The sequence below is a fragment of the Rhodovulum sp. MB263 genome (assembly GCF_002073975.1).
GTDB lineage: Bacteria > Pseudomonadota > Alphaproteobacteria > Rhodobacterales > Rhodobacteraceae > Rhodovulum.
Genome location: NZ_CP020384.1, coordinates 173,387 through 192,806 on the forward strand (window position 1 = coordinate 173,387; position 19,420 = coordinate 192,806).

Genomic DNA, 19,420 nt, shown 5'->3' on the forward strand with positions numbered 1-19,420 from the left:
GTTCGGGTGCAACCGTCCTGCGGCCGCTGCCTTTGCCGTCGGGTCGGGCTGCCGACAGCCCAAGCCGTCGCCGCGAGATTATCGGGACCGGAGATGAAAGCCTGCACGTCAGAGGCCGTGCACCACCGTGAGCAAGGGGTGTCTTCCCGCGCCGATCGGGGGTCGTTTCCGACGTCGGCTGACACGGGACCGGGCGGCGGCCGAGCGGATCCGGCAGAGGATCGAGACGGCCTTCGCCGGGCATTTCCACAACCGCGGCCATGGCCGGCTTCGTCCCCATCCTGCGCAGCTCGCCTTGTGTCGGTGCAGTCCTCCACGGAGCGGTCGCCTTGGTCCGCCCTCGCCCGCAGGGCCAGGCCCCTCGGCACAGCTTCGCTGCCCGGCCGTTCCGCCCACTGCCGGGACCGACCCGTCAGGCGCCCTGGGACGCCAGAAGCTTTTCCAGCAGATCGGAGAGCTGGTCCTGCTCTCGCTCCGTCAGACCGGACAGGATGGCGTGCAGATTGGCGACATGGATGTCGACCGCCGTCTCGATCAGGGCAAGGCCCTCCGGTGTCAGCGCGACAAGCGTTCCCCGCCTGTCCCCGGGATTTGGCTGCCGTTTAACCAGGCCGGCCTCTTCGAGCCGGTTCAGCCGGTTGGTCATGCTTCCGGACGAGATCATCGCCGCTTCGTAAAGACGGGTCGGCGTGACGGCATAGGGCGCCCCGCTTCGCCGTAACGTCGCCAGGACATCGAACTCTCCCGGCTGAAGGCCGAACTCGGCAAAGACCGGGTTGAGCCGGTCGCGGGATATGACCAGTGCTGCCTCTGCCAGCCGGCCAAGCAGGACCATCGGTCCGATATCGAGATGCGGCTTCTCCCGGGCCCATTGCTCGGCAGCCTTCCTTGCTCTGTCCATTCCGGCACCTGTCTTGACATCAAGATAATAATATCTCTACGTAGAGATATATCCGGCATTCTGTTCCGTGGCAAGCGGCCACGGAAGGAGGTAACTTGTCCAAATTCTCAGAGACGCTCCTGTTCTCGGCCGCCATCGTCGTCGTCGGGGCCAATCTGCGGCCGACGATGGCCGCCATCGGGCCGATGCTTGATGCCATCCAGCGCGATACCGGCCTGAGCGATACGGGGGCCAGCCTGCTGACCACCCTGCCGGTCGCCCTGATGGGGGTCTGCCTGCTTTTCACCTCCCGGCTGAAAAGCATTCTGGGCACGCGAAACGGCATCATCCTCGGCTTGTTGTTCATCCTGCTGAGCAACCTGCTGCGTTGGCACTGGTCGAGCGCCGCCCTGCTGCTGATGACCGCCATTCTCGGCGGGATCGGCATCGCCATCGTGCAGGCCTTGCTGCCGATCATGATCAAGCATCGCTCGGGCGCGGCGGCCGCCGGGCTGATGGGGGTCTATTCGACGGCGATCATGGGAGGCGCCTTCCTGTCGGGAACCTTCGGCCCCTGGATCGCCCAGGCCTCTCACTGGCAAGTGGCCTTGGGGATCTGGTCTATCCCCTCCCTGATCGGATGCCTGATCTGGTGGCGCGCAACCGACCCGGCCGAGACCGTTCCGGAGGACCGGGCGCGTCTTCCGGTCTCGCGGGCGCCGCGCGCATGGCTGCTGCTGGCATTCTTCGGGCTGGGGACAGGGGCCTATACGCTGGTGCTGGCATGGTTGCCCCCCTTCTATACCGGCCTGGGCCGGTCGGCGGAAATGGCCGGGCTGATGCTGGGTGTGGTCACGCTTTCCGAGGTCGTGGCCGGGATTGCCGTCTCCTACTGGGTCGGCCGCTCCCCCGACCGCCGCCCGGCCATCTTCACCGCCATAGGTGCATTGTTCGCGGGCCTGCTCGGACTGATCTTCGCTCCGCTTGCGCTCGCCTGGCCGTCTGCGGTCTTCGCAGGCCTCGGGATCGGCGCGCTTTTCCCCCTGAGCCTGATCGTGGCCATGGATCACGGAGACGATGCAAGCGCTGCCGGGGCCATTGCAGGCTTCGTCCAGGGCGGCGGCTACCTGGTCGCGGCCGCGCTTCCGCTCATCGCGGGTCTTCTGCGCGAATACCTGTCCGATCTCACCCTGGCCTGGGGCCTGATGGCAGGGCTCTGCCTCGTGCTCTGGCTGATTGCTGCCCGGCTTCGGCCCGGCCAACGCATCACATTCTGAAACAATCCACGAGGAGGCTTCCTATGGCCTATTATGAGGTTCAGGGGCGGAGCAACTACTACATGGAGTTCGGGCAAGGTCGGCCGATCCTTCTGTTGCACGGGATCAGCAATTCCGGCCGTGCCTGGGGGCCGCAAATTCCGGCACTGGTCGCGGCGGGATATCGCGTCATCGTCCCGGATCATGCCGGTCATGGGGCCTCCGCTCCCCTGACCGCGCCCTTCGGGGTCGCGGATATTGCCGACGATACCGAACACCTGCTTTCCCGGCTTGGCATCGGGACGCTCGATGTGGTGGGGCTTTCGCTCGGCGGGATGGTCGCGCTCGAGCTGGCGCTGCGGCACCCGGCCAGGATAGGGCGCCTCGTGGTCGCCAACAGTTTCGAAAACACTGCCACCGAGGAATTCAAGGCGATGAGCGAGGGCTGGGCCCGCCTCTTCGAAGAGCCGCATGGCCCGGTGATGCGTTTCGAGCAGAACTGGCAGGTCTCGGTCTCGGAGGCCTTCCGGGAGAGCCCGGAGGGGATGCGGACCTGTCAGGTCTGGCACGGCATCGCCGCGACCTCGCATGGCCCCTCGCTCGCGCATGTCGCGCGTGGCATCGCCGGTTTCGACGTCTCCGGACGGATGGCCGGGCTTGCCATGCCGGTGTTCTTCATCGCCGGAGCGCTCGACAGGATGTCTCCGCCGGATCTGAGCCGGCGCATGGCGGAAAAGACGCCGCAGGCGACGCTCTGCGTCATCGAGGGGGCCGCCCATATCTCCAATGCGGATTCCGCGGATGAATTCACGGCCCGGCTGCTGGGATTTCTGTCGTCGCAGCCCGGATGAAGGGCTGGCCCTGATCCCTGCAATCGCCCGCCCGCCGCGCGGGCGGGCGCCCCCCTGTGCCCCAGGCGAAAGCGGCCCATCGCCGTGCCGCTTCCAGGATCTGTCCGTGGCAAGCACCTTCCGATGGTCTGCATCCGGCCGGTCGATCCCCATCGGCGGCGCAGGTGCTGTCGCCGAAGCGGGACGCCCGAGCCGGGCCTTCTGCCATGCCGGGGATACGGTCGGCGGTCCGGTGCGGCTGAGGGCAGGCTCGGGTCGGGTCGGCGGCCGTCGACCGGCGGGCCGAGGATTTTTCTCGACGCGGGGCTCGACCGCACGATACCCTGCTTCGCAGAAGCGATGATGCTGACCATTGCCGGAGCCTGACGCGCTGTGTCGAAGGCGATACCCGTTCTCGTCACGGGTGGGGCGGGATATATCGGCAGTCACACCTGTCGGTGCCTGTCGGGGGCCGGATACCTTCCTGTCGTCTTCGACAATCTCAGCACCGGCCATGCCGATGCGGTGCGCTGGAGGCCGCTGGTCGAGGGCGATACCCGCGACCGCGCGGCGCTGGTGCGGGCGATCCGGGCCCATGCGCCGGTCGCGGTCATCCATTTCGCGGCCGCCGCCTATGTCGGCCATGCCATCGACGCCATCGCCATTGGCGCGGGGCCGGCCAGTTTCGCCGACATGCTGACCCAGGAATTCCAGTGGTCGCGCAGCCTGGTGACGATCCTCCTGCGCCATACGCCGCGTTGCCTGTCGGGCCTGCCGCCGCGGCTGAAGCTGCAATTCCTCTTCACCCAGAGCATCTATCCGGGGCTCGTCGCCTTCATGCTGGCCGGAAGCCTGATCCCGGCCGCGACGCTGGCCTTAGACATGCGCTTCGTCGGCGTGACCTATCCCTCCTTTCTCGGCCACAGCCTGCCGATCCTGGTCACCTTCCTCGGCATCGCCGCGATGCTGCGCCGCGACGGGCATTCCCGGCCCGCCGATGCCCCGGTGCTGGGATGGGAGAGGATCCTGTTTCCCTGCGCGCAATGGCCCTGGGCGGCCTGGGGCGCGCTGATGGCGCTGCGCGACCGGTTATGGGGCGGCTTCGTCGATTGCCGGATCACGCCCAAGGGGACGGCGGCCGAGGCAAGGCTGCCGCTGCGGCTGATCGCTCCTTATTTCCTGCTAGGGGCGCTGGCGCCGGTGCTTGCGCGGCCGCATGTCCAGGAGGCCGCGGGCTTCTATCTCCTGTCGCTGCTCAATGGCGGGATCTATGTCGTCCTCGTTGCCGCCATCCGCCGCCATCACCTGGCCGAGAACCGGGGCCGGCCAGGTGATGGCGGCTCTATGGCCCCCATGCCGGCATATGGGTGGTGCTGAATGCGGGCGCAGTCTGGGCGCGGGGGGGGAGAGTCTGCATTTCCTGACTGTCGGTCTCGGCCGGTTTCAGGTCACCTCGGCCCAGCATGTCGTCTCGGGGGCGGGGCAGGGGAGACGCAAGAGGCTGCATTATGTTGTGGATTTCGGGCGCAGCTTCAAAGCCCGCCGACCATGAGGAGCAGCATCCATGAGACCTGACCCGGTCATCGCCTTCTGCGGCCCGATCGCCGCCCTGGGCCTTGCCGTCGCGGCGTCGGCCGGGCCGGCCGGCCGACTCGGTCGAGGCGCCTCCCGGCGAGATGCCCTTCGGGGTCTACGATCCCGACGGTGCCTTTGCCGACGATCCCGAAGTGTCGATCGAGCATCTGTTCCTGCCCTGGGAGGACGTGTACCTGCCCAGCCTGATCGATGCCGATGCCTATGCCCGGGCCCGTGGCCGGTCGGTTCTGGCCACGATAGAGCCCTGGACCTGGAACCGGTCCGAGCGCAGCACCCCCGGGATGCTGCAAGAAGGGATCGCCTCGGGCGAGTACGACAGCTACATGGCCTCGATCTGCGCGGTTCTGAACCTGTTCGAAAGCCCGGTCACCGTGCGCTGGGCGCAGGAGATGGAAGACGCGAGCGGCCAGTTCATCTGGGCGGGCTGGGATCCCGGGACATACAAGGCCGCCTATCGCCGGATGGTCGACATCTGCCGCGAGACCGCGCCCGAGGTGGCCCATATGTGGTCGCCGCTGGGCGATGACTATGTCGATATCGTCGGGCTCTCGGTCTTCGGGCTTCAGCCCTGGGAGACCGCGATCCTCGGCGAGGAACAGTCGTTTAGGTCGATCCTGGCGCCGCGCCATGCCCGTGTCGCACCTTTCGGTCAACCGGTGGTGGTGGCCGAACTCGGCTATCCGGGGCGTGAGGACTATGTCGCGACATGGACCTCGGAGGTTCGCCAGATCTTTCCCGAATTCCCCAATCTGGTGGCGGTGATCTATTTCAATCAGATCGAGGTCTATCCCTGGCCCGATGGCTATGGCCTGCCCGACTGGAAGGTCGGCGACCGCATCATCGCGCCCTGAATTGCTGTCAGCCGCCTGTTCAGGCACCGTTTTCGGCAAGATCTGACGGGGTCGGTCCTTGTTGGGTTCGGCCCCGTTGCGCCGCACCCGACCGGGCAGGCGCGGATGCGGTCGGGATCCGCTCTTTGCCCTCGCGATGCCACGGAAAGGAACCGCTTGCCGGATAGTCTTTGTCGCGTCCGTGGATTCTCAATTGGGCCTTGAGTCGGGTCCGGCGCGCTGCGTGCCTGTCTGTTCCGGAGGAGAAGGTCAAGGGGCCGGAGGGGGCACGGGGCAGGGGGGCAAGGGCAAGCCACGGGGCAGGGGTGTCGAGACGGCAAGGGGGACGAGTCATGTCGCATTGCGAATAGGCTTCTTTCCTGCGCCCGGCGGGCTGGTCGAGGGCGGGTTGGCTCACGGTTTGCGCGGTCCTTCTGATCGGGATGGCGGTTTCGGTCGGGATGGCGGTCTCAGGCCCTGGCGGTGCGGCTTCGGCCGAGGGCTTCCGTTCGGAAAAGGCCATTCCCGGCACGTCGGTCCTGCACTGGCTCGCGCCGAAACCGGGATCGAAACCGGAACCGCCGCGGTCGGGCAAGGCTGCGCGCAAGGCCGCCGTTCTGGCCTTGGATCGTCGGCAGGGGCGGGGCTCGCATATCTGTTCGCCCGCGGGCTTCGGCCAGCGTCCGCGCTGCGTCTCCCGCTGATCGTCTGTCCCGATTATTCCCCACCGACCGTTTTCGACGGATCGTCGCCCGCCAGGTCCCGCCGGAGCCGTCCTCCCGGCGCGCAACCCTTTGCTGCCGTGCCAGAGCTGGTCTATGCCCGGGGCGCGAGGATCTGAAAGGGGGCCCCCGATGACAGCCGACAGACGCGCAGGTCCGGAGCCGTGCCGATGATCGCCTATCTGGCCGGCTGGACCCGGCGCAAGGACGCGATCTTCCGCGCCATTGCCGCTGCCGCCGGGGGCGGCCACCGGCTGCCGCTGATCGGGCTGTCGTTTCGCGGCTTTCCCGAAACCCGCGCCCGCACCAGAGAGGCACTGGCCGTCGCCAAGCGCCAGCCGAAGGGCCGTCTGGGCCGCGCGCTGAAGCGGGCCCTTATCGCGGCGCAATACAACTGGTCGCGGCGCTATTTCACCCGCCATCCCGACCGGCTCGCGGTCTGCTGGAACGGGCTGACCGGCTCGCGCCGGGCGTTCATGGAGGGCGCGGCCGATGCCGGTGCCGGGCGGATCTTCGCGGAACTGGCGCCGTTTCCGGGGCGGGTGACGCTGGACCCGGTGGGGGTCAATGCGCGCAATGGCCTGCCGCGCGATCCCGGCTTCTATCTCGACTGGGCCGCGGCCGACCCGTCGCGGCAGGGCGAGGCGTGGCGCGCGCTGGGGCAGGGGCTGGTGGCGCGGGCCTCGCGCCGGGCCGATGTCGGGCAGGCGGGCGCCGAAGCCCTGAGCGCGGCGGGGCCGTTCCTGTTCTGCCCGCTGCAGGTGCCCAATGACAGCCAGATCACGATGTTCGCGGGCTGGGTGCAAAGCGTCGAGGGCATGATCGCGGCGCTTGCCCGCGCGTCGGCGGCGCTGCCCGGCGGCTGGCATATCCGGCTGAAGGAGCATCCCTCGGCGAAGACCTCGCTGGCCCGGCTGCTGGCCGAGGCGGTGGCTGCGGCCGGGGGGAGGCTGGTGATCGACAATGCCACCGACAGCTTCGCCCAGCTTGCCGCCGCGCAAGCCGTCATCACGATCAATTCCTCGATGGGGCTGCAGGCCTTCTTCCACGACAAGCCGGTGATCGTGCTGGGCGAGGCCTTCTTCGCCATTCCCGGGCTGACCACGCCGGCCGAAAGCGAGGCCGCGCTGACTGCCCTGCTGGCCGCGCCCGGGGATCTCGGGTTCGACCCGGCGCTGCGGGCCGCCTTCATGAGCTATCTCGACCGGGTCTATTATCCGAAACTCGAGGAGACGCCCGGGGGGGGCGTCCGCATCGAGGCGGCCGCGCTGGCCCGCATCCTTGCCGCAGCGCGTCCCTGAACGGGCCTTTCGCCTCATCCGGCTTTCCTGTATGGCTCCCACGCACTGAAATCAGGACTTGCCTGAAGGGAGCCAGAGATGGGCTACAAGGTCGCTGTCGTCGGCGCCACGGGGAACGTGGGCCGCGAAATGCTGAACATCCTCGCCGAGCGCGAGTTTCCGGTGGACGAGATCGCCGCACTTGCCTCGCGCCGCTCGCTCGGCACCGAATGCAGCTTTGGCGACAAGACGATCACCACCCAGGATCTGGCCACCTTCGACTTCACCGGCTGGGATATCGCGCTGTTCGCCATCGGTTCGGATGCGACGAAGGAATACGCGCCCAAGGCCGCCAAGGCCGGCTGTGTCGTGATCGATAACAGCTCGCTCTACCGCTACGATCCGGACGTGCCGCTGATCGTGCCCGAGGTGAATGCCGACGCGATCCATGGCTATTCGAAGAAGAACATCATCGCCAACCCCAACTGCTCGACCGCGCAGATGGTGGTGGCGCTGAAGCCCCTGCATGACCGCGCGAAGATCAAGCGTGTCGTGGTCTCGACCTACCAGTCGGTGTCGGGCTCGGGCAAGGAGGCGATGGACGAGCTGTGGCTGCAGACCAAGGGCATGTATGTGCCGGGCCAGGAGGTTGTGCCCTCGGTTTATCCCAAGCAGATCGCCTTCAACGTGATCCCGCATATCGACGTCTTCCTCGATGACGGCTCGACCAAGGAAGAGTGGAAGATGGTCGCCGAGACCAAGAAGATCGTCGATACCGCGATCAAGGTCACCGCGACCTGCGTCCGGGTGCCGGTCTTCGTCGGCCATGCCGAGGCGATCAATATCGAGTTCGAGGAGTTCCTCGACGAGGACGAGGCGCGCGACATCCTGCGCGAGGCGCCCGGGATCATGGTCGTCGACAAGCGCGAGGATGGCGGCTACGTGACCCCGGTCGAATGCGTGGGCGATTTCGCCACCTTCATCAGCCGGATCCGGCAGGATTCGACCATCGAGAACGGTCTGAACCTGTGGTGCGTCTCGGACAACCTGCGCAAGGGCGCGGCGCTGAACGCGGTTCAGATCGCCGAAGTCCTCGGCCAGCGGGTGCTGAAGAAGGGGTGAGCAGCGATCCGGGGCGAAAGCCCCGGCAACCGCTCTAGTGGAGCGTTTGAGCTGCGAACGGGCGGAGCCCCGGCCAGGAAGTGATCCGGGGCGCGCGAGCCCCGGCAACCGCTCTGGTGGGATGGTGCCCTTGGGCGGAGACGGGGTGGCAGCCCCGGCAATACCGCGCCCTCGCCCGGCCACGCCTTACAGTGTCATCCCTTTTCCCTGTGGTGCGGCCAGGCCTCCGGTCTCATCCGTGAGGGGGCTCGCGTCAGACAGAGGGCGCGTCTTGCGCGCGACGCGGCCGTGATCCGGCCCGTCTTGCCGGCGGCGCGTTGCCGATGCCTGGGTTTCGCTTGCGCGCGCGCCCGCCGGTCCGCAATCTTCCTCCAAGATCCTCAGCTTTCGGATTCCCAAGCCTTCGGAGCGACAAGATGCGAGCCCTTGCCCTTTGCCTGATCCTCATCCCCTTTCCGAGCTGGGCCGATGACATCCTCGTTTCCAGCCGGGTCGAGGCGGTCACGCTCTTTCCAGACGGCGCGGCGGTGACGCGCAGCGCGGATTTCGAGCTTCCGGCCGGGACCCACCGCCTGATCCTGGCGGATCTGCCCAGAACCACGCCGCTGGGCACGGTCCGGGTCTCGGTCGAGGGCGCCAGGCTGGGCAGCGTTTCGGCCCGGCGCGATTTCGTGATGCCGCGCGGTGCGGCAACGCCGCCCGAGATCTCGGAGGCCGAGGCCGAGGTCGAGCGCCGGCGTCAGGCCCTCGAGGCGGCCGAGGCCGGGGTGGCGCGGATCCGGGCAGAGGCGCAGGGCGCCGAGGCGCGCGCGGCCTTCCTCGGACGGCTCGGCCAGGGCGAGGGCGCCGCGGCGATGACCGTCGGCGATCTGGAGGCGCTGGCGCGGATGATCGGGTCCGAGACCCAGACGGCGCTGACCGACTCCATCGCCGCCCGGGGCCGCGCCGATGCGGCCGAGCGGGGGCTTCAGCCGCTGCGCGAGGCGCTGGACGAGGCCCGGCAGGCGCTGGCCGCGCTGGTGCCCGAGGATGGGGCGCGGGCGATGCTGGCGATCACGGTGACGGCCGCAGAAGGACTGGGCGATGACCCGGCCGGGGGTCTGACGGGGGGCAGGGTCACGGTCGGCTATACCGTCAACACGGCGCGCTGGGCCCCGGTCTACGATATCCGGCTCGACCGCGCGGAAAGCCGGGTCAGGATCGAGCGCGGGGCGCTGGTGGCGCAGGAGACCGGCGAGAACTGGACAGGTGTCGCGCTGGGCCTGTCGACCGCGCGTCCCGGCGGAAGGACCGCGCCGAGCGAACTCTGGCCGCTCTTGCGCCGGATCTCGGATCCGGCCGAGGCCGAAGCGTCGGTCGTTCGGGGCGGCGACATCATGCGCTTGGCACCGGCCAGGGGGGCGATCGCAGCAGCGTCGGCGCCGGTGCGGGGCCAGGCGACTGCCTTCGACGGGCTCGCGGTCCATTACGACTATCCGGTGGCTGTCGATATCGCGACCGGGGCCGATACTCTGCGGCTTGCGCTGGACGATCTGGAGATGCCCGCCGAGCTGCTGGCCGAGGCGGTGCCCGAACGCGATGAAAGCGCCTATCTGGTGGCCTCCATCGTCAATGGCACGGACGAGATCGTGTTGCCGAGCGCGCAGGCGATGTTCTATCTAGACGGTCGCTTCGTCGGCCAGCATCCGACCGGGCTGATACCGGCGGGCGGCAAGGCCGACCTGCCCTTCGGCCCGATCGACGGGCTTCGGCTGACCCGCACCGTGAGCGAGCGCAACGAGGGCGACCGGGGCGTTCTGAAGAAGTCGAACGAACAGTCCGAGGCGGTGCGGATCGCGGTCGAGAACCTGACCGGCGAGACCTGGCCGGTGCGGCTTCTCGACCGGGTGCCCTATTCGGAACAGGAGGATCTGAAAATCACCTGGCAGGCCGATCCGGCACCTGCGGCGACTGATCGCGACGGGCGGCGCGGCATTCTGGAATGGCGTTTCGAGCTTGCCCCCGGCGCGACCCGCGAGGTGACGCTGAGCCACCGGATGGTCTGGCCCGAGGGCAAGGTTCTCGACTAGGACAGGCCCGCACCGAGGCAGGCCCGCAGGGCCGGTTCCGCCGGGCTCAGACCGGCAGGAACCGCCCGGACTCGGGGTCGTAGCATTCCACCGCGCCCTCGCCGATATCGTTCCAGAGCCCGTGCAGGGTCAGCGATTCGGCCTCGACCGCAGCCTTGACGAAGGGGAAGGTCATCAGGTTCTCGATCGAGACCAGCACCGCTTCCTTCTCCATGGCGCGCAGCCGCTCGGCCTCGTCGGCGATACCGGCCTGACGCTCGTAGCTGGGGCGCAGAAGGTCCATCCAGCGGCCGATGAAGCTGGTCTTTTCCTCAAGCTGCGGCGCGAGCCCCGCGCACATGTCATGGCAGCCGCGGACGCCGCCGCAATTGGAATGGCCGACCACCAGCAGGTTGGCGACCTTGAGCACCGTCACCGCATATTCGACCGCGGCCGAGGTCCCGTGATGGTCGCCATCGGGCGCACAGGGCGGCACCAGACCGGCGATGTTGCGGTGAATGAAGAATTCGCCCTCGTCGGCCCCGAAGATCGAGGTGACATGGATGCGCGAGTCGCAACAGGAGATGATCATCGCGCGCGGGCGCTGACCGTCCTCGGCGAGGCGACGGTACCAGGCCTTGTTCTCGGCATGGGTGGTGGCTTTCCAGCCGTGATAGCGCTGGACTAGATAGCTGGGCAGCGGGCGTGCGTTCTTCATCTCTGCGGCTTCTCCCCGATTTCCTACCCGGCTGCATAAGCTGCAATTGGCGGGAATTCGAGCTATTTCCCGCGCCGCTGGCAACGCTTTCTTGACGCTGCTGGGCGAGGGTGCCCGCCAGAGGTGTGGTGACCGGAGGGTGCGCAAGGTGTCCAACGTCGTAACGATGCGCCAGGAGGAGCCCTTGCGGCTGGATTCCGAGCGCCTGGCTGACATGTTCGTCGATTTGGGCGAGGTAAGGGCGTCTCATCTGATCGTCCTGTCGATCGATCGGCTCGAGACGCTGATCGAGGGGCTCGATCTGGCGGTCGGCCAGATATGCCCGAAGGATTGCATCGATCTGACCGGACAAATTCGCGCCCTTGGCGACACGATGGGGATGATCAGTCTTTCCTCGGCCGCGCGAAATGTCGCGCGCGCGGCGCAGTCGGGCGATCCGGTCGCCATCGACGCCACGCTGGCCCGGCTCAAGCGGGTCGCGGTGCGGTCGTTCCGGCTGGCCGAAGCGCTTCAGCACCGCTCGGGCTGAACCGGCTTGCGGGCCGCGCGGAAGAGACTAGGCTCTGGGCACATTCCGACCAGACCCGAAGGACCGCTCCATGTGCCCCCGCTTTGCCGACTCCGCCGCGCCGTCGCGCCCGCTTTTCGTCGTCGATGAGGAGGCTCTCGAGACCTGGCGATCCGGCCGGACCGAGGCCGAAATGGCCTGGCTCGACGCCACGGGGTTCGCGGCCGGTCTGGGCGAGTTCCAGCTCTTGCCCGGTCCGGACGGTACCGTCGCGGGGGCGGTCGCGGGCCATGGCACGGCAGCGGCCCGGGCGCGCGGCCGGTTCCACCTTGCCGCGGTCGCGGGGCGCCTGCCCGAGGGCGCCTGGCATCTCGACACGGCGCTGACCGGCGCCGATCTCGAGGCCGAGGCGCTGGGACTTCTGCTCTCGGGCTATCGCTTCGACCGCTACCGGGCGCAATCCGCCGCGCCCCGCGCCAGCTTCAAGGCGCCTGCGGGCGTTGATCCGGCCCGGCTCGAGGCGATGGCGGCGGGCGAGGTGCTGACCCGCGATCTGATCAATACCCCGGCTTCGGATATGGGCCCCGAGGCGCTGGAAGAGGCGGTGGCCGCGCTGGCCGCAGCCCATGGCGCGACGCTCGAGGCGATCCGGGGCGAGGCACTTCTGGCGCGGAACTTCCCGATGATCCATGCCGTGGGCCGCGCCGCCGCCCAGCTACCGCGATTGCTCGATCTGCACTGGGGCACGGCCGGGCCGCGGCTGACGCTGGTCGGCAAGGGGGTCTGTTTCGATACCGGCGGGCTGAACGTCAAACCCGGCAGCTCGATGGGGCTGATGAAGAAGGACATGGGCGGCGCGGCCACGGTGCTGGGTCTGGCCTCGACGATCATGACGCTGGGCCTGCCGCTGCGGCTGAGGGTGCTGATCCCGGCGGTCGAGAACAGCATCGCGGGCAATGCGATGCGGCCGCAGGACATCCTGACCGCGCGCAACGGGCTGACGGTCGAGATCAACAATACCGATGCCGAGGGGCGGCTGGTACTGGCCGATGCGCTGGCCTATGCCGCCGAGGAAGAGACCGACGCCCTGATCTCGATGGCGACGCTGACCGGGGCCGCGCGGGTGGCCGTGGGGCCTGATATCGCGCCCTTCTATACCGGCGACGAGACCGTGGCCGGGGCGCTTGCCCAGGCGGGGGGGCTTTGGGCCGATCCGGTCTGGCGGATGCCGTTTCATGCCCCCTATGAGGCGATGATCGAGCCGGGCATCGCCGATCTCGACAATGCGCCCAAGGGCGGCTTTGCCGGGTCGATCACCGCCGCGCTGTTCCTGCGCCGCTTTGTCGGCGAGACGCGCTACACCCATTTCGACATCTATGGCTGGCAGCCTTCCGATGCCCCGGCCCGCCCCAAGGGGGGTGTCGGGCAGGGCGCGCGCGCGATCCTCGGGGCGCTGCCCGGCATTCTGCCCGGGGGGCGGGCCGAGGGTCCGGGGCTGTGAGCGGTCCGGCGGACCGCGACCGGCGCGAGACGCCCGCGAATGACCGGGTCGCGGCGTCCCGGCTGAGGGGCGTGGTCGAGGCGCCGCGCTATGCAGAGCCCGAGCGCTGGCGGGTCATCCGGCCGGTGATCGATCTGCTGCGTGCGCCCAATGGCCCGCGCGAGCGCCAGCTTGTGCTGGGCGAGGCCTTCGAGCTGCTCGATGTTCATGACGGGGTCGGGTTCGGCTGGGCCGCGCGCGACGGGTTCGTGGGCTATGTCGCGGCCGGGGCGCTGGCCGCCGATGCTCCGGCGCCCACCCACCGGGTGGCGGTGCCGGCCAGCCACGCCTATTCCGCGCCCGATCTAAAGCGGCCCGAACTGATGGGGCTGTCCTTCGGTTCCGAGCTGCGCGTGGTCTCGGCCGCGGGCGGGTTCTTCGAGACTGCGCAAGGCTGGTTCGTGCCCAAGGTCCATTTGCGGCCGCTGAACGTGCCGTTCCGCGATCCGGTGACGGTGGCGCAGCTCTTTTTCGGCGTGCCCTATCTCTGGGGCGGCAATTCGGTCTGGGGGATCGACTGCTCGGGGCTCGTCCAGGCTGCCTGGCGCGCCGCCGGGCTGGACTGTCCGGGCGACAGCGATCAGCAGGAGCGCGGATTGGGCGAGGCTTTGCCGGAAGGCACGCCGTTTCAGCGCGGCGATCTGCTGTTCTGGCGCGGTCATGTCGCGCTGGCCGTCGATGCCGAGGTGCTGATCCATGCCAATGGGCACACGATGTCGGTGGCCTATGAGCGGATCGCCGATGCCGTGGTCCGGATCGAGGCCCAGGGCGAAGGCCGCCCGACCGCGCATCGCCGCATGCCCTTTGGCGGGGACTAGTCGACAGGCCGGATCAGCTTGCGTTCGAGCACCCGCAGCACGCCGGGCAGGTCATGGCCGCGCTTGAGGATCCGGCCGTCCATCGCGATCACCGAATACATCCCCTGTCGCGCGCGCAGGCGCGGGCGCTTCTCGATGCGGTAGAGCGGATGTTCGGCAGTGCGCCGGAAGATCGAGAAGATGGCGGCGTCGCGCAGGCAGGAAATGCCGTAATCGCGCCATTCGCCCGCGGCAACCATCCGGCCGTAAAGGGGAAGGATGACCCCCAGTTCGCTGCGGTGGAAGGCAACCTGTTCGGCGGGACGTTCGGTTGGGGCCGGCATGGGAGGAATGGCGCTCATGTCCCGAAGGTGCCGCCCCCCGGCGCGCAAATCAAGAGCCGCCCGGGTTTTGCCCCGAAAAGACCCGGGCTTCGGCCTCTCTGCATCCTGTCGGTGCCCGGAACCCTGTCCATAAAGGGGCATAGCGAAAAGCTAGACCCGGTGCCGCGGCGATACAGCCCCCACCCAGCCTGCGGCACCGGGGAATACCTCCCACTCCGGTCGGCCAAGTCAAAATTCTTGCAAAGAATTTTGTCCTCTGGTCGACCGCTTCTCTTCCTCATGCGGTCAGATCCCGGGCGCTGCCTCGCATCCGCCTTGCAGGTCCCGGATAGCGATCCGCGGGCAGAAAATTCCTTGCAAGAATTTTCGGTCCCTTCGTGCTCCTCCCTTGATCTGCGCGGTGACACCCTGCCGGGTCGGAATGGTCGGGGCTCCCGAGGCTCGGGCCTCTTCCGCCGCGCTCTCCCTCCTTCTTCGGGCCGACCCCACGGCGTTGTGACCGGATTTTGTCGCAATTCCGGCTTAGGCTGGGCAGGTCAATCAGGAGGACCCGAATGACCACAAGGCGTATGACCCGAGTGACGATCTTCGCGCTGGCTGCCGCGGCGGCCACGCTGGCCCATGCGGCCGATGCCACCGACCCGACCGTGAAGGCCCGGCAGGAAGCCATGGAGACCATCGGCAAGAACATGAAGTCCATCGCCGACATGGCCAAGGGAAAGGCTGCCTTCGACGCCCAGGCGGCCGGGGCGGCCGCAGCGGTCATTGCCGAGACCGCCGACAAGGTGCCCGGCCTGTTCGAGACGCAGGCCGAAGATCCGGAATCGGAAGCCAAGCCCGCGATCTGGAAAGATTTCGGCGATTTCACCGACAAGGCCGAAGCATTGCAGGCGGCGGCCGGATCGGCCGATATGGCCTCGCTGGACGCGTTGCGGAACTCGGTCGGCGAGATCGGCAGGACCTGCAAATCCTGCCACGACGATTACCGCGTCAAGAACTGACCGCCGGCACCGGGACCGACCCGGTCCCTGCTTTCGTCTCCGGGCCGGTTGGGCTATAGGTCGGTCCGGGCGATATGTCGCCCGGACCGCAACCCCGACCCAGAGACAGCCATGCCCGAGACCAAGCCGCCGCTTCTGGCCGTCCTGATCGACGCCGACAATATCCCTGCCCGCCATGCCGAGCCGATTCTCAAGGAGATCACCGGTTTCGGAGAGCCTGCGCTGCGCCGGGTCTATGGCGACTGGTCCTCGGACCGGCTCAAGCCCTGGGCCGACAAGGTCCTGACCCTCGGGCTGGTCGCGCATCAGGAAACCGCCAATACCAAGGGCAAGAACGCTTCCGATATCGGGCTGGTCATCGATGCGATGGACATTCTGCATTCGGGCCGCTTCGACGGGTTCGTGCTGGTCTCGTCCGACAGCGACTTCACCCGCCTGGCCAGCCGGATCCGGGAACACGGGCTGGACGTGATCGGGATCGGCGAGGCCAAGACGCCGGTTTCGCTGCGCAATGTCTGCAACCGCTTCGTGCTGATCGAGAATATCGTCGAAGAGCCCGCGCCCGCCGCCCCCCGCGACAAGGCGCAACCGGCACCGACGCCCGCAGGCAAACGGCCGCCGCATGAAGTGTCAGAGCTGATCGTCCGCGCCATGGACAAGATCAACCAGGAGGACGACTGGTTCACGCTGGGTCAGATCGGCCAGTTCATCACGGCGGACAATCCCGATTTCGATACCCGGACCTATGGAAAGCGCAAGCTGTCAGACCTGGTGCGCGAGCTCAAACGCTTCGAGACCAGACAGGTCGGCAACCAGCTTCTGGTCCGTCGGCTGGACTGAGATCCGGCCGTCAGCGTCGGTCTGTGCCCGGAGCGCGCAGGGGGATCATCGCCACCCTGCCTTCACCCGCCCCGCCCCGCCGCGTCGAACGCGCTCCCGCTGCGCAAGCGCATCGGAGCAGCGGTAGGCCATGCCCAGATCCTGGGGGCGATCCGATTCGAGCAGACAGATCCGGAACACTGACTGGCTGATCTCGGAGAGCAGGTTCGGGACGATATGCCGGGGCGCCGCCTTCAGCATGGTCTCGGCCGGGGAGGTCGGCTCGATCAGGTCTGGCGCAGCTCCGGCCGAGCGGTCGCATTAAGTCCGCAGCATCGTGAAGAACAGGCACTGCTTGTCGGGGACGTCACTGTAAAGCGTGGCGTTCAAGACAGTGTCCCTGCCCGCGATGGTCCCTTGCCGGGACGCGTGCGACGCTGTCGCGCAGCCCCCTCCCGGACGCCTTCGCGCCCCTGGTCTGCTTTGCGTCCCTTGCCGATCCGGTCCGTTCTGGCGGTCATGGGGCCCTGGGCCTTCGGGCGCGTGCCGGACTGTGCGGCTCTGGTTCCCCATGGACGGGCTGCGGCATTCCCGCTCTTGCGGGGGCTCGGATTGCTGCTATAGATTAGAACTATTATAAACTGGAGCCTTCCGATGATCCCCGGCTTTTCCCAGCGCCGCCGCTTTTCAGACCTGAACGAACAGGAAATCCTGGCGCTCGCGATTTCCTCCGAAGAGGATGATGCCCGCATCTACCGCAGCTATGCCGAGCAGCTGCGCAGCGATTATCCCGACTCCGCGCAGGTCTTCGAGGCCATGGCCAGGGAGGAGGACAACCACCGCCGCCGCCTGATCGACACCCACCGCGCCCGGTTCGGCGAGGCGATCCCGCTTTTGCGGCGCGAGCATGTCGCGGGCTATTATGCGCGCCGACCGGTCTGGCTGATGCGCAATCTCGGCATCGAGCGCATCCGCGAAGAGGCCGAGAGGATGGAGCGCGAGGCGCATGACTTCTATCTGCGCGCGGCCGGGCGGGCGACGGATGCGGTGACGCGCAAGCTGCTGGGCGATCTGGCCGCCGCCGAGGCCGGGCACGAGGCGGTTGCCGACCGGCTGGTCGCCACCCGGCTCGATAGCGATGCAGTCGAGCGCGAGCGCCGGACCGCCCATCGCCAGTTCGTGCTGACCTGGGTCCAGCCCGGGCTGGCCGGGCTGATGGACGGTTCGGTCTCGACGCTCGCGCCGATCTTCGCCACCGCCTTCGCGACCCAGGATACCGGCACGACCTTCCTTGTCGGGCTGGCGGCCTCGGTCGGGGCCGGGATCTCGATGGGTTTCACCGAGGCCGCCTCGGATGACGGCGCGATCTCGGGGCGGGGCTCGCCGCTGAAGCGCGGGATCGCCTCGGGGGTGATGACGGCGGTCGGCGGGCTCGGCCATGCGCTGCCCTATCTCATTCCGCATTTCTGGACCGCGACCGGCATCGCCATGGCGGTGGTGTTCTGCGAACTCTGGGCAATCGCCTGGATCCAGAAGAAATACATGGATACGCCGTTCTTCCGCGCGGCCTTCCAGGTGGTGCTGGGCGGTGCGCTGGTCTTCGCCGCCGGGGTGCTGATCGGCTCGGGCTGAGCGCAGGCGACTTTTCTGCGAAAAGTCGGGCCCCGCGATGCGCGTTTTGCCCGCAGGGCGGCGGCGCGCTTGCCCTGCATGGCCTGCCGCGCTAGCCCTGTTGGCAGCGAGCCTGGGGAGTATGACGAATGGAAACCGTTTCCGAGAACAGATGTTACAACGGGGTGCAGGGCGTCTATCGCCATGCGTCCGAGGCCTGTGGCTGCGACATGACCTTCGGGCTGTTCCTGCCGGAAGAGGCCGGGACCGGTCCGGTGCCGCTTTTGTGGTATCTTTCGGGGCTGACCTGCACCCATGAGAACGCGATGACCAAGGCCGGGGCCCAGCAATGGGCGGCCGAGCAGGGGATCGGGCTGGTCTTTCCCGATACCTCGCCGCGTGGCGAGGGCATCGCCGACGACCCGATGTACAATCTCGGAACCGGTGCGGGCTTTTACGTCAACGCGACCGAAGAGCCCTGGGCCGCGAATTACCGGATGTGGGATTACATCGCCGAGGAACTGCCCCGTCTCCTGACCGCGAATTTCGCCATTGACGCCGAACGCCAGTCGATCTGCGGCCATTCGATGGGCGGCCATGGCGCGCTGACCCTGGCGATGGCCTATCCCGAGCGCTATGCCGCCGTCTCGGCCTTTGCCCCCATCACCCATCCCAGCCAGTCCGACTGGGCGAAGAAGCCGATCTATGCCTATCTGGGCGAGGGCAGGGTCGACTGGACCCGCCACGATGCCTGCCTGTCCCTGCGCGCCAACGGCTTTGCCGGTCCGATGCTGATCGACCAGGGCACCGGCGATCAGTTCATCGATGCACTGATGCCCGAGGCGCTTGCCGCGGCCATGACCGAGACCCGGCATCCGGGCGTCTTCCGGATGCAGAAGGGCTATGATCACAGCTATTTCTTCATCTCGACCTTCATGGAGGACCATGTCGCCTTCCATGCCGAGGCGCTGTATCGCTGAGGGAGCGGAGGGGCGGCTGTGACGGTCTATGTCGATGCCGATGCCTGCCCGGTCAAGGCCGAGGTGCTGCGCGTGGCCGAGCGCCATGGCGCCGAGGTGCTATATGTCGCCAATGGCGGGCTGCGGCCCCTCGATCACCCGCTGGCGCGCATGGTCTATGTGCCCGAGGGGCCCGACGAGGCCGACAAGTGGATCGCCGAGCGCGCCGGGCCCGGCGATGTGGTGATCACCGCCGATATCCCGCTGGCCGCGAAGGCCGTGGCGGCGGGGGCGCGGGTGCTGAACCATACGGGCGAGGCCTTCACCCCGGCCAATATCGGCCAGAAGCTTGCCACCCGCGACCTGATGGCCGATCTGCGCGCCGCCGATCCGTTCCGGCAGGGCGGCGGCAAGGGCTTCGGCAAGGCCGACCGCTCGCGTTTTCTCGATGCGCTGGAACGCGAGCTGACAGCGGCGGCGCGGCGCTAGACGGCGGCGGCTGGCTTCAACAATCCGGGCTCCGGGGCTAGGCTGCCCGCCAAGATCCCGCCGACAGGAG

19 protein-coding genes are annotated in these 19,420 nt (G+C 67.9%); 15 read left to right on the forward strand and 4 right to left on the reverse strand.

All coding sequences use genetic code 11. The features are described from left to right. Positions 1 to 412 precede the first annotated feature (412 nt). Complete coding sequence (locus tag B5V46_RS00895; RefSeq protein ID WP_080614841.1) at positions 413 to 901, reverse strand: MarR family winged helix-turn-helix transcriptional regulator; 489 nt, start codon at positions 899 to 901, stop codon at positions 413 to 415. 95 nt (positions 902 to 996) lie between these two features. Between B5V46_RS00895 and B5V46_RS00900 the strand changes: the two genes are divergently transcribed. From B5V46_RS00900 to B5V46_RS00935, 7 genes are all read left to right on the forward strand, one after another. Further along, positions 997 to 2,157 carry an MFS transporter gene (locus tag B5V46_RS00900; protein ID WP_196774304.1) on the forward strand — a complete coding sequence of 387 codons (1,161 nt, stop codon included), beginning with the start codon at positions 997 to 999 and terminating at the stop codon, positions 2,155 to 2,157. Between the two features lie 23 nt (positions 2,158 to 2,180). Then, positions 2,181 to 2,987: an alpha/beta fold hydrolase gene (locus tag B5V46_RS00905; protein ID WP_080614842.1), complete on the forward strand. Its 807-nt coding sequence runs from the start codon at positions 2,181 to 2,183 to the stop codon at positions 2,985 to 2,987. Positions 2,988 to 3,359: 372 nt separating this feature from the next. Then, the gene (locus B5V46_RS00910) at positions 3,360 to 4,343 is read left to right on the forward strand and encodes an NAD-dependent epimerase/dehydratase family protein (RefSeq protein WP_080614843.1); all 984 of its coding nucleotides are present in this window, start codon (positions 3,360 to 3,362) and stop codon (positions 4,341 to 4,343) included. A 299-nt stretch (positions 4,344 to 4,642) separates the two neighbouring features. Then, positions 4,643 to 5,413, forward strand: coding sequence for a glycoside hydrolase family 26 protein (locus tag B5V46_RS00915; protein ID WP_231119184.1), 771 nt, complete (start codon positions 4,643 to 4,645; stop codon positions 5,411 to 5,413). 871 nt (positions 5,414 to 6,284) lie between these two features. Next, on the forward strand, positions 6,285 to 7,415 hold the full coding sequence (locus B5V46_RS00925) for a capsular biosynthesis protein (protein ID WP_080614845.1): 1,131 nt from the start codon (positions 6,285 to 6,287) through the stop codon (positions 7,413 to 7,415). Between the two features lie 78 nt (positions 7,416 to 7,493). Further along, on the forward strand, positions 7,494 to 8,516 hold the full coding sequence (locus B5V46_RS00930) for an aspartate-semialdehyde dehydrogenase (protein ID WP_080614846.1): 1,023 nt from the start codon (positions 7,494 to 7,496) through the stop codon (positions 8,514 to 8,516). 416 nt (positions 8,517 to 8,932) lie between these two features. Next, positions 8,933 to 10,585, forward strand: coding sequence for a DUF4139 domain-containing protein (locus B5V46_RS00935; RefSeq protein ID WP_080614847.1), 1,653 nt, complete (start codon positions 8,933 to 8,935; stop codon positions 10,583 to 10,585). Between the two features lie 46 nt (positions 10,586 to 10,631). Here the strand turns inward: B5V46_RS00935 and B5V46_RS00940 are convergent, their stop codons facing one another. Continuing rightward, positions 10,632 to 11,282 (reverse strand): carbonic anhydrase, encoded by a 651-nt coding sequence (locus tag B5V46_RS00940; protein WP_080614848.1) that lies wholly within the window; start codon positions 11,280 to 11,282, stop codon positions 10,632 to 10,634. A gap of 91 nt (positions 11,283 to 11,373) precedes the next feature. Between B5V46_RS00940 and B5V46_RS00945 the strand changes: the two genes are divergently transcribed. From B5V46_RS00945 to B5V46_RS00955, 3 genes are all read left to right on the forward strand, one after another. After that, positions 11,374 to 11,811 (forward strand): hypothetical protein, encoded by a 438-nt coding sequence (locus B5V46_RS00945; RefSeq protein WP_155773875.1) that lies wholly within the window; start codon positions 11,374 to 11,376, stop codon positions 11,809 to 11,811. A gap of 70 nt (positions 11,812 to 11,881) precedes the next feature. Continuing rightward, positions 11,882 to 13,291, forward strand: a complete 1,410-nt coding sequence (locus B5V46_RS00950) for a M17 family metallopeptidase (RefSeq protein WP_080614850.1) — start codon at positions 11,882 to 11,884, stop codon at positions 13,289 to 13,291. After that, positions 13,288 to 14,148, forward strand: a complete 861-nt coding sequence (locus tag B5V46_RS00955) for an NlpC/P60 family protein (protein ID WP_080614851.1) — start codon at positions 13,288 to 13,290, stop codon at positions 14,146 to 14,148. Before B5V46_RS00950 ends, B5V46_RS00955 begins: the two co-directional genes overlap by 4 nt. On the opposite strand, the gene B5V46_RS00960 is transcribed toward B5V46_RS00955, so the two are convergent. Then, on the reverse strand, positions 14,145 to 14,489 hold the full coding sequence (locus B5V46_RS00960) for a DUF2794 domain-containing protein (RefSeq protein ID WP_080614852.1): 345 nt from the start codon (positions 14,487 to 14,489) through the stop codon (positions 14,145 to 14,147). The two genes, B5V46_RS00955 and B5V46_RS00960, sit on opposite strands and share 4 nt — an antisense overlap. Before the next feature lie 536 nt (positions 14,490 to 15,025). Here B5V46_RS00960 and B5V46_RS00965 point away from each other — a divergent pair. Continuing rightward, the gene (locus tag B5V46_RS00965) at positions 15,026 to 15,472 is read left to right on the forward strand and encodes a cytochrome c (protein WP_080614853.1); all 447 of its coding nucleotides are present in this window, start codon (positions 15,026 to 15,028) and stop codon (positions 15,470 to 15,472) included. A 111-nt stretch (positions 15,473 to 15,583) separates the two neighbouring features. Beyond that, positions 15,584 to 16,312: an NYN domain-containing protein gene (locus tag B5V46_RS00970; protein ID WP_080614854.1), complete on the forward strand. Its 729-nt coding sequence runs from the start codon at positions 15,584 to 15,586 to the stop codon at positions 16,310 to 16,312. A 45-nt stretch (positions 16,313 to 16,357) separates the two neighbouring features. On the opposite strand, the gene B5V46_RS00975 is transcribed toward B5V46_RS00970, so the two are convergent. Next, on the reverse strand, positions 16,358 to 16,552 hold the full coding sequence (locus tag B5V46_RS00975; protein ID WP_080614855.1) for a hypothetical protein: 195 nt from the start codon (positions 16,550 to 16,552) through the stop codon (positions 16,358 to 16,360). Between the two features lie 393 nt (positions 16,553 to 16,945). On the opposite strand from B5V46_RS00975, the gene mbfA reads away from it, so the two are divergent. From mbfA to B5V46_RS00990, 3 genes are all read left to right on the forward strand, one after another. Further along, positions 16,946 to 17,923 (forward strand): iron exporter MbfA, encoded by a 978-nt coding sequence (gene mbfA, locus B5V46_RS00980; RefSeq protein ID WP_080614856.1) that lies wholly within the window; start codon positions 16,946 to 16,948, stop codon positions 17,921 to 17,923. A gap of 128 nt (positions 17,924 to 18,051) precedes the next feature. Next, positions 18,052 to 18,882, forward strand: coding sequence for an S-formylglutathione hydrolase (gene fghA / locus B5V46_RS00985; protein ID WP_080614857.1), 831 nt, complete (start codon positions 18,052 to 18,054; stop codon positions 18,880 to 18,882). Positions 18,883 to 18,900: 18 nt separating this feature from the next. After that, positions 18,901 to 19,350, forward strand: a complete 450-nt coding sequence (locus tag B5V46_RS00990; RefSeq protein ID WP_080614858.1) for a YaiI/YqxD family protein — start codon at positions 18,901 to 18,903, stop codon at positions 19,348 to 19,350. Positions 19,351 to 19,420: the final 70 nt, after the last annotated feature.

Coding starts and splice junctions, on each gene's coding strand:
- B5V46_RS00895 (WP_080614841.1), bottom strand. CDS start 901: ATGGACAGAGCAAGGAAGGCTGCCGAGCAATGGGCCCGGGAGAAGCCG.
- B5V46_RS00905 (WP_080614842.1), top strand. CDS start 2,181: ATGGCCTATTATGAGGTTCAGGGGCGGAGCAACTACTACATGGAGTTC.
- B5V46_RS00915 (WP_231119184.1), top strand. CDS start 4,643: ATGCCCTTCGGGGTCTACGATCCCGACGGTGCCTTTGCCGACGATCCC.
- B5V46_RS00925 (WP_080614845.1), top strand. CDS start 6,285: ATGATCGCCTATCTGGCCGGCTGGACCCGGCGCAAGGACGCGATCTTC.
- B5V46_RS00930 (WP_080614846.1), top strand. CDS start 7,494: ATGGGCTACAAGGTCGCTGTCGTCGGCGCCACGGGGAACGTGGGCCGC.
- B5V46_RS00935 (WP_080614847.1), top strand. CDS start 8,933: ATGCGAGCCCTTGCCCTTTGCCTGATCCTCATCCCCTTTCCGAGCTGG.
- B5V46_RS00940 (WP_080614848.1), bottom strand. CDS start 11,282: ATGAAGAACGCACGCCCGCTGCCCAGCTATCTAGTCCAGCGCTATCAC.
- B5V46_RS00950 (WP_080614850.1), top strand. CDS start 11,882: ATGTGCCCCCGCTTTGCCGACTCCGCCGCGCCGTCGCGCCCGCTTTTC.
- B5V46_RS00960 (WP_080614852.1), bottom strand. CDS start 14,489: ATGAGCGCCATTCCTCCCATGCCGGCCCCAACCGAACGTCCCGCCGAA.
- B5V46_RS00965 (WP_080614853.1), top strand. CDS start 15,026: ATGACCACAAGGCGTATGACCCGAGTGACGATCTTCGCGCTGGCTGCC.
- B5V46_RS00970 (WP_080614854.1), top strand. CDS start 15,584: ATGCCCGAGACCAAGCCGCCGCTTCTGGCCGTCCTGATCGACGCCGAC.
- B5V46_RS00975 (WP_080614855.1), bottom strand. CDS start 16,552: ATGCTGAAGGCGGCGCCCCGGCATATCGTCCCGAACCTGCTCTCCGAG.
- mbfA (WP_080614856.1), top strand. CDS start 16,946: ATGATCCCCGGCTTTTCCCAGCGCCGCCGCTTTTCAGACCTGAACGAA.
- fghA (WP_080614857.1), top strand. CDS start 18,052: ATGGAAACCGTTTCCGAGAACAGATGTTACAACGGGGTGCAGGGCGTC.